Source organism: Mobiluncus holmesii ATCC 35242 (assembly GCF_000185445.1).
Lineage (GTDB): Bacteria > Actinomycetota > Actinomycetes > Actinomycetales > Actinomycetaceae > Mobiluncus > Mobiluncus curtisii.
The window spans coordinates 1,234,028-1,250,118 of the sequence record NZ_GL622346.1 but is presented as its reverse complement, the minus strand read 5'-3'; the positions used below and the strand labels follow the sequence as shown (position 1 = coordinate 1,250,118).

Here is a 16,091-nt window from a genome sequence, read left to right as displayed (position 1 = left end):
ATAATTAAAATAACTCCGAGTATTAAAGCAACTCGTTAAGGAGACACCATGACTCGCAAACTCAACAGCGCAACGTCTACTACCGGGCGGAACATGGCAGGCGCTCGCTCCCTGTGGCGCGCTACCGGCATGAAAGATGACGATTTTGGCAAGCCGATTGTCGCGATTGCGAACTCCTTTACTGAGTTTGTGCCCGGTCACATTCACCTGCGCGAGGTTGCGAAGGTCGTAGCTGAAGCGGTGCGCCAAGCTGGTGGCGTGCCGCGCGAATTCAACACCATCGCCATAGATGACGGGATTGCGATGGGTCACGGGGGGATGCTTTATTCCTTGCCCAGTCGCGAAATCATCACTGACTCAGTGGAATACATGGTGCGTGCGCACACCGCGGATGCCCTGGTGTGCATCTCTAACTGCGATAAAATCACCCCCGGAATGCTCAATGCGGCGTTAAAACTCAATATTCCCACCGTGTTCGTCTCGGGTGGTCCGATGGAAGCCGGCAAGGGTGTCCCGGCAGAAGACATCGTCGGACCGTCACGAGGAGGTCGGGGGAGCCTAATTACCGTGATGAACGCTACCGCGAATGACGACATCGACGATGCGGAACTGCACCGGGTGGAAGAAATATCGTGTCCGACCTGCGGATCTTGCTCAGGAATGTTTACCGCAAACTCGATGAACTGCCTGACCGAGGCGCTGGGCTTAGCGCAGCCGGGCAACGGCTCCACCCTCGCGACCCACGTGGCGCGCCGGGGACTCTTTGCCCGCGCCGGACAACTCGTGGTGCAACTCGCGAAGCGCTATTACGAAGACGAGGACGACTCCGTGCTGCCCCGCTCCATTGCGACTAAGGAGGCGTTCGCCAACGCGATGAGCCTGGATATGGCGATGGGCGGCTCCTCCAACACGGTGCTGCACCTGCTGGCAGCTGCCCAGGCAGCCGAACTAGACTTCACTCTGGCAGACATTGCCCAGATTGGACGCACGGTACCGACCTTGGCAAAGATTGCCCCTAATCACAACGACTATCACATGGAGGACGTCCACCGGGCAGGCGGGGTACCAGCGCTACTGGGCGAACTCGACCGCGCCGGTCTCTTGCAACACAATGTGCACTCCGTGTGCTATCCAGACCTTGCCACCTGGTTGGCAGACTGGGACGTGCGCGGTGGCACACCCAGCGCGGAAGCCCTCGAATTGTTCCACGCCGCACCTGGTAACCAGCGCACTATCCACGCGTTTTCTGCCACCGCGCGCTTTGACACGTTGGACACGGATGCGGCTACGGGCTGTATCCGCGACGTGGCGCACGCCTACGTGGCGAAAGGCGGGCTGACCGTGCTGCGCGGAAACCTCGCTCCAGACGGTGCTATCGTGAAAGCTGCAGGTATCGACCCAGAGCTGTTCCACTTCGAAGGTCGCGCCATCGTGATGGAATCTCAGGAAGAAGCGGTAGAAAAAATCCTCGACAAGACCGTGCAGGCCGGAGATGTGGTCGTGATTCGATACGAAGGTCCCGCGGGTGGTCCGGGAATGCAAGAAATGCTCTATCCTACGTCTTTCTTGAAAGGTCGGGGATTGGGTAAAACCTGCGCGCTCATTACCGACGGTCGATTTTCCGGTGGCACTTCCGGGATTTCCATTGGTCACATTTCCCCCGAAGCAGCCGCGGGCGGGCTGATTGGGCTGATTGAGGACGGGGACAAAATCATCATCGATGTAAACCGCGAGGAACTGACCCTGGATGTGCCGGACGAAGAAATCGCGCGACGTCGCGCAGCGATGGAGGCGAGCCCGCACCCGTGGCAACCTCACCGGGACCGGAAAGTCTCCGATGCTCTCAAGCTCTATGGAGCCACCGCCCTCTCTGCCGATAAAGGCGCAGCTCGTGACGTGAAAGGATTGCTGGCTCGGCTCGGTATGTAAAAGGGTAATTTCGCGAGGACTCAGGTGGTACGATTTTTCCTGAGATATACCTAAGGAGAAAAGCAATGACGTACCCTAATCCTCCTCAATATCCCGTTCAACAGCCGATGGCGTACCCGACGCCACAAAAATCCTCAACGAACCCCGTCTTAATCGGTATTGCCGCCGGTTTGGGAATTATCATCGTGGCGTTGGCAGTATTCCTCGTCGTGCTAATTCTGGGCGGACACAACAAGTCTGGAGCTGAAACTAATGCGGCACAGCCACAGAGCCAACCAACGTCTACTGTTACCGTTAGCCCGGCGCCGACCGTAACCGTGCAGCAGCAACCCACCCAAACCCAATATGTGAGCGGGGGGCAGATTCCTTGGCCGCCCAGCGGCGCTACTGCCACGTGTGGCTCAACTGTCGCGGTTAACAACGTGACCAGCTGCGATTTCGCGCAAAATGTGGCGGACGCCTACCGGTCAAGTGGTACGGGAGCCGTCTATGCGTACAGCCCAGTCACCAACGTAGAATACAAAATGAACTGCCAGCTTTCCCAGGCCAGCGTGGTGGTTTGCACCGGCGGCAAGAACGCGGTGGTTTATATCCAACAGTAGCTCAGCCTACGGCAGCGACGAGCTTGTTCAACACGCCGATACCGCCCTCAAAAGAGCCGGCTTGGGCGGCGATAGCCAGGGGTACCCGCTTGCCTTCACTGTTTTGGTACCATCCCATTTGGCGAACCAGGTAGCCTCCGCTGACGCCCGGTCCCCAACCGCCTTTGAAGGTCGCGCCGGGTAGCCGACCCATTCCCCAGCGCTGGTCGCCACTGACTTGCCCCATATTGGACACAACTGGACCTGAACCTGCTAAACAGGGCAGTTTCATCATGAAACCAACTTGGGATGCGGTGGTCCAGGGAGTTTGCCCAAAAACTGTGAACCCGGAACGTAGCCGTGTGGAAGGAACCGTGGTCGAGTTATCCCCGGTTTGACGTAAAACTTGCGTGGTGACCTGAGCCCGAGCGGCATCGTTTGCGCCCAAAGATTGCCACAGCGCCTCGGCGGCACCATTATCCGAGTGACGCAAAGATGCTGACATGGAGCCAGCCATAGCCCTCGCCTTCCCCGCCTGAGAGACTGCCACGGAAACTGGAACTTTCGAGGTCGACCATGCCACCCACGCTTGTGCAGATCCGGCAGTTTCAATCTTGGAGCTGGTCGGGTCAAACCAAGCCACAGAAATTGTCGCGCCCGTGTCTCGACCGACTTTTTCGAATGTCGCGCGCAAATCTTGGCTGCTGAGTCGCCCGGCGGCGGGAGACGTCAGCACCGTGCCATCACAGCCCTGGACTTGGGCGCCACCGGGAGACTGGGGGGCGGGAGAATCGCTCGGGCTTGCATCTTGAGTGGAAGGCGAAGCGGAACTGTGCGGATTAGTTGCCGCTGAATTAGTGTCTGAACCCGCAGAATCCTCTGGGCGTTGCGAGGTGAGGGAAGGGCTGGGCGACGCGCTCACCTGAGGCTGACGAGCCAGCTGAGTAACGGTCACGGCTACCGCGCCCGTTACCAGACCCCCGGTCAGCAGGGTTATCCCTAGTGCCACTAAGCCACGCCGGACTCGGCGCCGCTGCTCGCTGGCGGCATCGTAATAGGGATTGTAATGTTTCGGGGTGTAAGACATCAGATAGACAAACTCTCAAATTTTTGGAATGGTCAAATGCACACCGTCAAAGTCCGAAGAAGCTGAGGTTACAGGGACTTCGCGTCCATCCGGGAGACGCACAAAGACCTGATCATCCGCGCCTAGGGGGCGCGACGTGGCTACTGTTACCAGGTATCCCGTGGTAATCGATTTACGGTGCTGTTGGGCTTCGAGTTTCGCAATAGAAGCCGGTTTTACCCGCGAACCGCTCTCGTCGAGGGAGCCATACACAGAAGTGAATGTGTCCAAATTCGAGCGGTACCCAGCCAAGAAGTGCGGGATGAAACGTCCGTCCGGATCGACTTCCGCCAGAGGCTCCTCGCCTTGCAGCATGGGGCGCGGGTTGGAATCCTCAGGGAAAATCGGTGTCGGTTGACCCTTTGTAGATTCATTATCCTCAGATTGGGTATCAATCATGGGGATGTCCGCTGCGGTTTCAGGGACCGACGCAGCATTCTGCGCTGCCAGTTCCTCTAGCCGCGTCGCCGAAAGATGTTCCGTGACAGTCCCGGTCGGTTCCGGTTCGGTCAGTGCTCCCGCGGCGGGTGACTCGGTAGGCGACTCGGTAGGCGGCAAGTCCGTAGCGCTGCGGGTGGGAGTCATCAACACACCCGGCACATCAGCCAGCTTTTGTTCCGATTCCGCCGAGGAATCTGCCTGTTCAGGGGCAAGTTTTTCGCGAATCTGACCCAAATCCAGCCCCACTCCGGGGGTCGGCAGCGGAGGAGCCACCACGTCGGTCAGTGGGGCTTTCGGAGTTTCTGACGGAGTGCTGTAATCAGCGGGGGCGAACTCTGCATCGTTAACTTCCGCGGGCGCGACTTCGTCCTTGCCCAGTTCCACGGCTTCGAGCTGGGGCATTTGGAAAGTCGAAAAGCTAGGCTCGGCGGGTTCGGCAGCTTCAACTGGCTCAGACAGTTCTGTCGGGGCATCGAGAGTTTCGCTCGTCGGCTCAGGCTGTTCCATCGCGAGTTCCTCCGGCATTTCCGGAGTGGCAGTGGCATAGGCTGGTTCATTTGCCGAAAAGTCCGGGACGCCGTACTGGTCGGTAGGCTGCAAGTCGGGTTGCACGCTGGGTTGCTCATCGAGCTGCTCGTAAGCCGTCGGTTGTGGGGTCCCATCCCACTCACTCGGGGCTAAGCCCTCTGCCTGGTAGGGATTTGGTGTCTGCCACGAGTCCGTGGCGTCAGGCTGTTCCGGGGTCGCATAAGTTAACGGGTCAATCGTGGGTGACTCCGGGGCCGCATAAGGGGGTTGCGGCTGTTCAACATAGGGTTGAGACATCGACTCGGGTACAGATTCTGGGGCATAATATTCGGCAGGTTCCGCCGCGACGGGGGCGACCGGCGTTTCTTCCGGGGTAGCAGGAGCGTAAAAATCCTCTTGCAAAGCGGTGGAATCAGCCTGAACGTCGGTCGTTTCTACCGGTAAATCAGGGGCATCGTCCAGCGTGATTTCCTCGGGATAATCATCGTCCAGAGATTCTTCTAGGTCGTAGGGTTCTTCTTGATCCACAGCAAAGGTCGAGTCGTAATCAGGGGTCTCCTCCGAGGATGATTCGTCTCCTTCCGGGTATTCTCCCGGTTCATAGTCTTGCGCATACTCAGACGGGACCTCGGTAGGGGGTGCAGTATCAACCGGTGCAGCGGGAGTGACCGGTATCACCATCGTGGTATCTTCGGGAATGAACGCCTGGTTTTCTCCCTCCGCCTGTGGCGGGTAGTCGTAGCCCTCCGGTGTTGCCGCGCCATAGGGCGAGGGGTATCCAGCTTCGGCAGGAGCCTCCGGATATGGCTCGGAACTGCCCTGATGTTCAGCGGGAGCCGTGCTCATCGGTTGGTCGTAAGCGTCATATTCGTAGGGCTGGTAAGGGTCGTATCCGGGCTCAGAATAGGTTTGCGCAGCGGTTGCGTCCGGGGTCTGTGGCTCCGGCGCGTCTACAGGATACTGCGGAACTTCACCCCATTCATCGTCAGGCTCAGGGAGGGGAACTGCCGGAGCGGTTTCTCCGCTGGCTGCGATAGATGGTGCTATCGGAGTCTCCGTTTCGGGCAGGGCGGCACTGGCGAAATTCTGTTCGGGGATGCTTTCGACCGGGGACGCATTTGTACCAGTCTCGGGCATTTGCGACTGGGGTGACATCGCCGCGTTGAGGGGAGGAAACAGGGGAGAACTCGCCGTGCTGGTGGCGTCAAATTCATGACCAGCCGGCGACCCGTCCTCGTGATTAGTGAGCACTGCCTGCTCGAAAGGAACCGGCTGCGTCACCGGAATCGACCCGGTGGGAGTACCCAGGATAGAGGAACTTACCCCCAAGTCCTCACTCGGAGTTGCAGCGGGGGTCACGGGGAGCGGGGCTGCGCTAGCAACGGTTTGCTCCGCGGGTTGGCTCGGGGGAGTTTCAGCCGCAATCTCAATAGGAGTCACAGCTGCATCTTCGTTAGGCGCACTGCTGCTGGGTAGTTCGCCAGAGGCAGCGGCTTGTTCGGCGGCTTCCGCTTCTAATGCTGCTCCATCCACCTGTAGCACCTGGTAACGCTGGTCTGAAGGGGGGATGCCGTAGAGTTTTTCGTAAGCCTCCAAAGTAGCTGCTACCTGGTCCAAGTAGTCGTCCACGGCATCTTGGTCGTATCCCACGCGCATCCGGGTGTAGTCGAAATCGACCTCGCGCACGTCTCGACCGCGGACCGTGATATAAGCCAAATCCACCTCGGCTTCCGGGGAAGCATTTAACGCTTCATAGTACGAAAGGACACGCACTACTTCATCAAGGTAGTCGTCAATCTGATTCTGGTCGTACCCATCACGAAATTTTGTTGCAGGGAACTGGGCAGAAAAAATATCTTCACTGGTCAGCAATTGCGGGGCAGCCTCGCTCATGTGCCGGTCCTTTCCATTCTTCACTGTCAGCAGCGTAGCCGGCTGCTTTCCAAACAGAGCCGGATTTTGCGCATACACACTTCAAGGGACGATTTTACCCGGAATTGCGGGAAATCTTTGGCGATTAGGGGGGTTGGCAGTGATTTGAGCTGTTTTAGGTGACCTCCAAAGATTCTCGCTAGGATATAAATGTTCTTGGCTGTGCCCAGGCGGGCCAGATTCGACACGAAAGGAAAAGTCATGCGCGTACACATTGGTACCGACCACGCCGGATTCGAGTTGAAACAGCATCTGGTTACTTGGCTGCGGGAACGCGGCTATGAAGTTGTTGACCACGGACCTGCCGCCTACGACCCTGATGACGACTACCCAGGCTTCTGCATTGCTTGTGCCCAAGGCGTGATAGCTGATGAAGGCTCTTTGGGCATCGTGTTGGGCGGTTCGGGCAACGGTGAACAAATCGCTGCTAACAAGGTAAAAGGTATCCGCGCGGCGCTGGTGTGGAACGAAGAAATCGCGAGTCTTGCCCGCCAGCATAACAATGCCAACGTGATTTCCTTGGGTGCCCGCCAACATTCGATTGAGGACTGCGAACGCTTCGTGGAAGTGTTCCTGACTACGGACTTTTCCAATGAAGAACGCCACTCTCGGCGCATCGGTCAGCTCAGCGATTACGATAACCAGCGCTAATTCGGCACTACCACGGCGCTAGTTCCGGGTTCGGTAGTCGTTCAGAGTCGTTCCCACAGTCCCAGCGGCAGCCAGATGGGATGAAATGCCTCGTTGGAGGCCTCCGGATCTACCAGTGCGTAAAAGCCAAAGTCTCGGTCGCCCTCTCCATCGACGATGGTTAACTCTGCCAGCCAGAGATTTTCCGGGATACCATTGGGTGAAATGCTCGCCTCCGCGGGCAGGTCAGCCTCGGTGGGATGGGTGATGATACGGAAGTTGCTCTGGTGACGTGCTTCCCCGACGGTTTCCATGAAGTCGTGGGCATCCCAATAGGCTCCCAACTGTCGATCCCAGCCAGCTTCGGTAATCGGAGGAATTTCTGCCAGTGGTCGAGACACGCCACCCTGAGTTGAGCGCAGTTTCGTCTCCATTGCACTGAGCCGCTCGAACTCATCCCCACCGAGCATATCCAGCCAGGGAAACAGTTCTCGGTGCAGCTCTGTGCCGAGTTTGGCGGGGTTGAGGCGGTAGTCAAAAGTTCCGTCGGGACGTTCGCCAAAAGCCCGTTCGGTTTCGTCCTGCCCGCTGGCGGAGGTGGTCCCGTCCAGATTTGCCGTTTTGCGCAGTTCCGGGTTTTCCAAGAATTTCCATTCATCCAGCAGGGATGAGTCGACTCTGTCGATAGTATCGTTGAGCCAATCGAGAACTTCGATGAACCGTTCGGTTTTCAACGGTTCGGGCACGATTTGGGTCAGCGCGCGCCACGCGTCTGACAGGTAGCGCAGCAGTACGCCTTCGGAAAACTCAATCTTTAAGCTGGTTTCAAAAGCTTGGAATGTTTGGCCCGTTTCTACCATCTCGCGGATGACGGATTTCGGGGAGATGAAATATCCGCGCGCCCACGGGTTCGCTTTCACGTAGGTTGCAAACGCGGCTTCAAGTTCCTGGCATAAGGGCTTTGGGTAAGTCGTCTTTTCCAAGGCAGCTTGCCGTTCGTCATAGTCCGCCCCGCTTGCTTTCAGTTCCGAAAATACCCGGTCTTTGGCGGCGCGTTCCTGGGCGCGCAAGATAGCGTTGGGGTTGTCCAAAACGGACTCCACCACGGAAATAACATCGAGGGTGTCTCCGAAAGCACTCTCGACAGCGGGCGTATCCGCGCTGGAGGAGCCTGTGCGGCATGTAAACGCCTGCAAATAATCCAGAGCAAACGGCGCCAAGTCTTGATTCAGGGCGAAAGTCTCGGGTAAATCCGCGGTTAAAGTCCAGTTTCCGTGCTGCGGATGCCCCTCACCGCCAGCGGAGCCAGAACCTGATTCGCTGCTGTCTCCGTGCACAGGCTGTCTCTCAGAAATGACCCCGGAATCCTCTAGGGATTCCAGGATGTGCTGCAGCGTGTCTGCAAAACGATTGCGGTCCTTTGCGGGTCCGGTGGCGCGAAGCACGTTGTGGTTGCGGTACGCCAAAGCGTTGAGGTTTTCCGCCTGGTCGCCGGGTCTTTGCAGGGTATTCAGCACCATTGCGTGCGTGATTTTCCACCGTGGCACCATCGCTTCCGGGGAGCTTTGTGCCAGACGGTGGAACGTTCCTTCCGTCCAGGAAGTACGCCCTTCCGGGGCTTTCTTTTTCTTGATTTTCTCAAGTTGTTTCGCATTCCCATCCGCTCGAGCGAGCGCGATAGCGTTGTCGATTTCCCACTCCGGGGCTTGTGCCACCACGTATCCCACGGTGTCAAACCCGGCGCGACCTGCCCGCCCGGCAATCTGGTGGAACTCACGAGAATTCAGGTGACGCTCCTTGTTTCCGTCAAACTTCACCAGGGAGGTCATGACGACAGTGCGGATGGGGACGTTGATACCGACCCCGAGGGTGTCGGTCCCCGAGATGACGCGCAAGAGCCCGGCCTGAGCGAGTTTTTCGACGAGCCGGCGGTAGCGGGGCAACATTCCCGCGTGGTGGATTCCGATACCTTTTAACAGCAGTGGTTTTAATGTCTTTCCAAACGAGGAATGAAACCGCACGGTGTTCACCTGGTCTTTTAGCCGGGCGGCAGTGTCGGAATCCAGACCCAGGCGCAAATCTAGGCTGGCGATTCGCTCGGCTTCTTCCACTGCGGCGCGTTGACTGGGGTGCACCACGTAAGCCGGTAGCCGGTCCTGATTAGCCAGCCCCTGCAGAATTTTTTCCAGTGGCTCAGCCGCGTAAGACATCTCCAGTGGCACGGGGCGTTTGGCAGAATCGAGAACCGCGACCTCGCGCCCGGTGACTTCCCGCAGATTCTTTGCAAACCACGAAGTATCCCCCAAAGTGGCGCTCATCAGCACAAACCGAGTTTTCGTCAGAGTCAGCAGGGGAGCCTGCCACGCCCAGCCCCGCTCCGGGTCAGCATAGTAGTGAAACTCGTCCATCACCACGGTATCGACGTTGAGGTCGTCTCCCCAGCGCAGCGCCTGATTCGCGAGGATTTCCGCTGTGGCGCAAATAATTGGCGCATCGGCGTTGACTGAGCCATCGCCCGTGACCATACCCACGTTAGCGGCACCAAACAGGTCCACCAGGTCAAAAAACTTCTCGCTGACCAGTGCTTTTAAAGGTGCGGTGTAATAGGAAACACCGCCTCTGGCTAGTGACCACAAAATCGCAGCCACCCCAATCAGGGACTTTCCTGAGCCGGTGGGTGTGGGAGCGATGAGGTGCTTATCCTCCAAAATCAGGCGCTCGGCAGCCTCCTGCTGGTGAGGATACAGGGGACGACCGGTGGACTCTGCCCATTCCTGAAACGCCAGCAGGACCTGCACAGGGTCCGTGAGCGCGCCGCGATCCTCCAGATCGTCCAGCAGTTTATTGAGGGCCTCCATCAGCGGCGCACCGGGTTGCTCAGCTGTCCCAAGCCCTCGATTTCGCAGGTCACAGTGCAGCCCGCAGTGAGCGGACCGACCCCGGCAGGGGTGCCGGTGAGGATAACGTCGCCGGGCAGCAGGGTCATGGCTTGGGAAATGTACGTCACCAGTTCGCCCACCGGGTGCATCATATTGGCAGTCGTGTCGTCTTGGCGGACCTCGCCGTCGACTTCGCTGCGGATGCGCAGATTTTGTACGTCGAGGTCAGGGTTCACGGTAATCCAGGGTCCCAGCGGACAAGCGGTGTCAAAGCCTTTGGCGCGGGTCCACTGTTTGTCGGCTTTCTGGGCGTCGCGAGCGGAGACGTCATTACCGATGGTGTAGCCAAACACATAGTCTTTCCAGTGCTTGGGGTCAATGTCTTTCGCGACGTGCTTGATGACCACACCGAGCTCGACTTCATGATCGACATGGTTGGACCACTTCGGCAGGACGATAGGCGCGCCGGGACCAATCACCGAGGTGTTGGGTTTGATGAACAGGATTGGGGCATCAGGCACGGCCGAACCGAATTCGCGGATATGTTTCAGGTAGTTTTTCCCCACGCACACGACTTTCGAGGCGGGAATGACCGGGGCGACCAGGCGCACGTCCTCTAACTGCAGAATCTGACCGGTTGGAGTGATTTTGTCGGGACTGTACAGGGGATTTTCCGCCAGAACCGTAATCCGATCGGAGTCGTCCTCCATCACACCAAAACCGTAGGTATCGTCGCCTTTATCAAAACGTATAACTCGCATGAGGGTAGTTTATCAATCGCGGAACGCGGCTGATACTTGCCTTGAGCGTAAACAAACAGTGGGATTTGGGCAGTAGCTGCCAATAATGGCAGCTACTGCCCAAATCCCACCCTATAATCCACAGATGCCTCGAAAGCCACCAAACGGCAACCGTCAAAATTACTCGGAACCGCGATTTGGGGTTGCTCTGAAACAAGCATTGACACAGAGATATATGATTGACTCTGTGATGAATACTGATTTGCCTGAAGTCTCTGCAATCCCTGTGCCGCCTGCGGACGGACCGAAGACCCGCGTGCGGTTCTGTCCTTCTCCGACCGGCACCCCCCACGTCGGCATGGTGCGCACCTGCCTGTTCAACTGGGCTTATGCGCGTTCTCAGGGGGGAACTTTCGTGTTCCGCATTGAGGACACCGACTCGGCGCGGGACTCCGAAGAATCTTTCAACCAGATTCTGGAATCCTTGGACTGGCTGGGATTGGATTGGGACGAAGGCATCAACGTGGGCGGTCCGCACGGACCCTATCGCCAATCACAGCGCATGGACATTTATCGCGAAGTGGCTGGTCAACTGCTAGAGGCTGGCTTTGCTTACGAATCTTTCTCGACGCCCGAAGAAGTGGAGGCACGCCACCGGGAACGAGGCGAGGACCCGAAGCTCGGCTACGACGGCTTCGACCGCGACCTTACCGCTGCCCAGCGCGAGGCTTATCTCAAGGAAGGCCGTAAACCCGTGCTGCGACTGCGGATGCCGGACGAGGATATTACCTTCACCGACCTGGTGCGCGGCGACATTACCTTTAAGGCTGGCTCCGTACCTGACTACGTCATCGTACGCGCCAATGGAGAGCCGCTTTACACCCTGGTGAACCCTATCGATGATGCGCTGATGGAGATAACTCACGTCCTGCGTGGTGAGGATTTGCTGTCTTCCACGCCGCGTCAAATTGTGCTTTATCGAGCGCTTTATGCACTCGGAGTGGCGAAATTCATGCCTTATTTTGGGCACTTGCCGTACGTCATGGGGGAGGGCAACAAGAAGCTTTCCAAGCGAGACCCGGAATCGAACCTGCTGCTGCACAAACAGCACGGCATCATTCCCGAGGGCTTGGTCAACTACCTGGCGCTACTGGGCTGGTCTTACGCTGCGGACAACGATATTTTCAGCCGTGAACAAATGGCTCAGGCTTTTGACATCCGCGCGGTCAACCCGAATCCGGCGCGCTTTGACATTAAGAAATGCAACGCGATTAATGCCGAGCATATCCGCATGCTGGACGCTGACGATTTCACCCGTCGGACGGTGCCTTTCTTGGCAGAAGCGGGTGTGGTCGACGCTGCAGAATATGATTCCCTGACCCCGGAGCAGCGTGCTGTGCTGGATCAGGCAGCCCCCCTGGCGCAAACCCGTGTCCAGCAGCTAGACCAACTTCCCGCACTGATTGGATTCCTGTTCCGGGATGATGTGGAATACGACGAAAAGGCTGTCGCTAAACTGAAAGGTGAGCCTGTTGCGATTCTGCAGGCAGCCGCGCAGGCATTGGAAACTGCCGGCGCGCCTGCCTTTGCTGATGCGGAGACGATTCACGAGGTCTTGAACACGGCTCTCATTGACGGCTTGGGTGTCAAGCCGCGCGTGGCTTTCGCACCGCTGTTCGTGGCAATAACCGGGACTAACGTATCTATTCCAGTTTTTGATTCCATGTGTATTTTGGGGAATGAAGAAACCCTGCGAAGGATCAAAAAATTTACCGATTTCTTAAGTTAACTTTCCTTACAGGCGGAGTTTTTTTCTTGGTAAATCTCTAAAAGCCCTAATTTTCACTAATATTTTAATATACTTAACTCCGATAGTCTGGCACTATCCGATTGGCACAAATGTGAATAATCAGGAGTTACAAGTGAAAACAAAGAAGCTTTCTGTCTCGATGAAGACCCATATCATAGCACTGCTCGCAGCGGTGCTGTTGGGTCTGATGCTCATCTATATGATCATATCGCTGCAGGCATACCGGGGGATATTCCAAACTGAAGTTGCTAGTTTCGATGAAGTAGAAATGGTGGAAGACGCCAGGATTAACTGGTCTAACCTCCGTTCCCAAGACATTATGCTGCTCACTCAGCTGCAGTCTGGAAAGATTGATAACTTGAGCGGTTCTGGCGATGCTATCAACGAGGTCAATGAACTGCTGGGGAAAGTTAATGATCGTCTCAGCGAAATGGAAAAAGCCTCTTTTAGCAGTGAGCAAAAAGCCCTGCTTGCGGATATGCATGGCGCAGTGGAAAACTATACCGCTGCTTGGGGTGAATTCACTCAGAACGCATCCGGGAATAAAGCTAAAGCTCTGCAGGCGGCGCACGTCTTTGCGCAGTTCCAGGAAGAAAACGGTTTCACTTTTGCGGACAAGTCCCGTGCCCTGTTGGACACTTACGAAGCCGAAAGTGAGGCTTCCGCGCGGGCACAGGCGACTACTGAAAGCACCACTATCGTTGTTTCCATCATTATTCTCGCCATTGGTGCCGCGTTAGTATTCATGCTGGTTCGTATGCTGGTAGCTCCTATGATTAAGTCTGTTCACGCTCTTTCCGCGGGGATGGAAAAACTGACGCAAGGCGACTTTACCGCCGAGGTGCAACGTCAGAGCCGAGATGAAACCGGCGATATGGGAGACCGCTTCAACGATGCTATGAGCGGCTTGCGTCAAAGCCTCGCCGTCACCGTTGGCGCAGCTGAGAATGTTGGCAAGATTACCGAAGGCATTGGAGAAGGCTCGCGTGGTGCGGTGGCTGCGACTCAGAAGGCTACCGACTACATCAACAGCGGAGCGGCAGCGGCAGAGCAGGTTTCACGCTCCATTCAAACTGTCGCTGCCGGTGCGGAAGAAATGAGCGTCTCTATCAAAGAGATTTCTTCCAACGCCAACGCGGCTGCCGGAGTCGCCAAGGAAGCCTCGGAAGTCGCCCAGCAAACGAATGAAACCGTAGCTAAGCTCGGGGAGTCCTCCCGCGAGGTTGGTGAGGTTATCGAGACGATTACGGCGGTAGCGGAACAGACGAACCTGCTGGCTCTGAACGCCACTATTGAGGCCGCCCGAGCTGGAGATGCCGGGCGAGGCTTTGCCGTGGTCGCTAGCGAGGTTAAGGACTTGGCAGCGGAAACAGGACGCGCTACTGAGGAAGTCGCCGTGAAGGTCGAACAGATTCAGACAGACACTCAGGCCGCGGTAGCTGCCATCGAAGAAATCTCCAACATCATCGCCTCCATCAACGATTACCAGACCACTATTGCGGCCGCGGTGGAGGAACAGACCGCCACGACCAACGAAATGAGCCGGTCGGTTTCGGAGGCTGCTGATGGTTCCACCACCATCGCGGAAAATGTGGCTGACATTGCCCGCAACACCAACAATTTGGCGGAACGGTTCGCTGATGTGGACCAAAAGATGGGCGTACTGGCTACGGAGTCACACGACCTGGTGACCCGACTCAATGAGTTCAAGTACTAGGGAGGACGACTGTGACTACGGATTTAGAAAGTACAGCGAGCGCGAATACTGGAGAAAAGAAAATGAGTGATGCGGCGGTTAAGAAAGCAGATAAAGCGCGGGTTAACGCCAAAGGCAAGAAAATGCCGCGGCTGCCCTTGGTAGTCCAAATTGGTGCCATCGGTGCATCCGGTGTCGCTGGTCTGTTGGTGATGCTGTTGATCTTCGTGGTGGGGGTGCGCTTCTATGGCAATTCCACGCGAGACTTTGTAGTTGAGCAGACTCAAGTCGAGTCGGCGCAAGCGTTGCACTATGACATGACACGTCTGATTGCTGCGGAACGCGAATTGAAACGCATCGGCACTTCCCAGACCATCAGTCCTGCAGAGCGCGAAGCCTCAATAAAGGCGACCACCGAGGACGTTAACCACTTCATGGAACTGACGGATCAGCGCTTGGAAGAAATGTCAAAGATTGATGACCAGGTTGTCACCCCGCTGGTGGCTCAGGCTACAGATGTAATGAAGAAGTTTGAGGCGGAAGTAACCAAGATTACCGAGCTGGTCAATCAGGGTAAGGGCGAAGAAGCCGCGGCTATTGACGTGCTGGATCAGGGTAAGCAGCTCAGCGACCTGGTTCCACAGATTGTTAACGGTTTGGAATCTAAGATGGATGCCGCTACCGAGCAGTCTGAAACGGTGGCAACGGTGGTTTTGATTGTTATGGCAGTCGTTTACCTGGTGGTGCTGACCATTGCGCTGCTGATCGGGGTATTTGTGCGTCGCATCTTGCGTAAGACCGTGGCGAACACCGGCGATTCTATTGAGTCTCTCTCCAAGGGCGACATGACGGACGAAGCCGAGATGCTGATGAATGATGAACTCGGCGACATAGCGATGAAGCTCAATGAAAGTTTGGCGAATCTGCGTCAGGTCGTCGGTTCCGCTGCCGCGACTGCGCAAAAGGTCAATTCGGTGGCGAAAGCGGTCGGAGACGGTATCGACGAGGGTCACAAGGAAACTGAGGAAGTTATCACTCAGACTCAGGTGGTGGCTGGCGCTGCCGGGGATGTGACCCAGTCCATTCAAACCGTGGCTGCCGGTGCGGAAGAAATGGGTGCCTCGATTCGAGAAATTTCTTCCAACGCTAACGAAGCTGCCAGGGTGGCTGGAGAGGCGACGGAAGTGGCGCAGCGGACCAGTGAAACAGTTTCTAAGCTGGGGGTCTCCTCACGTGAGATTGGAGACGTGGTAAATACCATTACTGCCATCGCTGAGCAGACCAACTTGTTGGCTTTGAACGCCACTATTGAGGCGGCGCGTGCCGGTGATGCCGGCAAAGGCTTTGCCGTGGTAGCGGGTGAGGTTAAGGATTTGGCACAGGAAACCGGTAAAGCTACCGACGACATCACCGCCAAGATTACGGCTATTCAGGCGGATACGGATGGAGCGGTGGCAGCAATCGAAAAGATTTCTGACATCATCAACCAGATTAACAACTACCAGACCACCATCGCCGCAGCCGTGGAAGAACAGACTGCCACGACCAACGAAATGAGCCGGTCTGTAGCGGAAGCGGCGACCGGTTCGGCTTCTATTGCGGAAACCATTTCACAGTACCAGCAGATTGCCCAGGAAGCCGGCAAGGGTGTGGAAACCCTCCAGCACGCTTCGGACGAACTGGTGGAAGCCTCGCAAGGAATGTATGACAACATCTCGTTGTTGGTCTATGAAAAGAAAGGCAAATCTGACGACTTGCCAAATGCCTAGCTATTAGGGTAACCTTGACACTCGGTGCGG

The 16,091-nt window shown here is 56.7% G+C and carries 10 protein-coding genes; 6 read left to right on the top strand and 4 right to left on the bottom strand.

Annotated features, from left to right (window positions below; genetic code table 11):
- Window positions 1–48 precede the first annotated feature (48 nt).
- Together ilvD and HMPREF0576_RS05455 are read left to right on the top strand one after the other, a co-directional pair.
- Window positions 49–1,929 carry a dihydroxy-acid dehydratase gene (gene ilvD / locus HMPREF0576_RS05460; protein WP_004011037.1) on the top strand — a complete coding sequence of 627 codons (1,881 nt, stop codon included), beginning with the start codon at window positions 49–51 and terminating at the stop codon, window positions 1,927–1,929.
- Window positions 1,930–1,994: 65 nt separating this feature from the next.
- The gene (locus tag HMPREF0576_RS05455; protein WP_231294121.1) at window positions 1,995–2,531 is read left to right on the top strand and encodes a hypothetical protein; all 537 of its coding nucleotides are present in this window, start codon (window positions 1,995–1,997) and stop codon (window positions 2,529–2,531) included.
- A gap of 1 nt (window position 2,532) precedes the next feature.
- Here HMPREF0576_RS05455 and HMPREF0576_RS05450 read toward each other — a convergent pair whose 3' ends face one another.
- Both HMPREF0576_RS05450 and HMPREF0576_RS05445 read right to left on the bottom strand, forming a co-directional pair.
- Window positions 2,533–3,597, bottom strand: a complete 1,065-nt coding sequence (locus tag HMPREF0576_RS05450) for a superantigen-like protein SSL4 (RefSeq protein ID WP_004011036.1) — start codon at window positions 3,595–3,597, stop codon at window positions 2,533–2,535.
- Window positions 3,598–3,612: 15 nt separating this feature from the next.
- The gene (locus tag HMPREF0576_RS05445) at window positions 3,613–6,576 is read right to left on the bottom strand and encodes a DivIVA domain-containing protein (RefSeq protein ID WP_004011035.1); all 2,964 of its coding nucleotides are present in this window, start codon (window positions 6,574–6,576) and stop codon (window positions 3,613–3,615) included.
- A 111-nt stretch (window positions 6,577–6,687) separates the two neighbouring features.
- On the opposite strand from HMPREF0576_RS05445, the gene HMPREF0576_RS05440 reads away from it, so the two are divergent.
- Window positions 6,688–7,188, top strand: coding sequence for a ribose-5-phosphate isomerase (locus tag HMPREF0576_RS05440; protein WP_004011034.1), 501 nt, complete (start codon window positions 6,688–6,690; stop codon window positions 7,186–7,188).
- Between the two features lie 41 nt (window positions 7,189–7,229).
- Here the strand turns inward: HMPREF0576_RS05440 and HMPREF0576_RS05435 are convergent, their stop codons facing one another.
- On the bottom strand, window positions 7,230–10,025 hold the full coding sequence (locus HMPREF0576_RS05435; protein ID WP_004011033.1) for a DEAD/DEAH box helicase: 2,796 nt from the start codon (window positions 10,023–10,025) through the stop codon (window positions 7,230–7,232).
- Complete coding sequence (locus HMPREF0576_RS05430) at window positions 10,025–10,807, bottom strand: fumarylacetoacetate hydrolase family protein (RefSeq protein ID WP_004011032.1); 783 nt, start codon at window positions 10,805–10,807, stop codon at window positions 10,025–10,027. Before HMPREF0576_RS05430 ends, HMPREF0576_RS05435 begins: the two co-directional genes overlap by 1 nt.
- A gap of 229 nt (window positions 10,808–11,036) precedes the next feature.
- Between HMPREF0576_RS05430 and gltX the strand changes: the two genes are divergently transcribed.
- The 3 genes from gltX (at window position 11,037) to HMPREF0576_RS05415 (ending at window position 16,061) form a co-directional block, all read left to right on the top strand.
- Window positions 11,037–12,575 carry a glutamate--tRNA ligase gene (gene gltX, locus HMPREF0576_RS05425; RefSeq protein WP_392390507.1) on the top strand — a complete coding sequence of 513 codons (1,539 nt, stop codon included), beginning with the start codon at window positions 11,037–11,039 and terminating at the stop codon, window positions 12,573–12,575.
- Window positions 12,576–12,687: 112 nt separating this feature from the next.
- Complete coding sequence (locus HMPREF0576_RS05420; protein ID WP_004011030.1) at window positions 12,688–14,313, top strand: methyl-accepting chemotaxis protein; 1,626 nt, start codon at window positions 12,688–12,690, stop codon at window positions 14,311–14,313.
- A gap of 62 nt (window positions 14,314–14,375) precedes the next feature.
- On the top strand, window positions 14,376–16,061 hold the full coding sequence (locus HMPREF0576_RS05415) for a methyl-accepting chemotaxis protein (RefSeq protein WP_004011029.1): 1,686 nt from the start codon (window positions 14,376–14,378) through the stop codon (window positions 16,059–16,061).
- The last annotated feature ends 30 nt before the right edge of the window (window positions 16,062–16,091 follow it).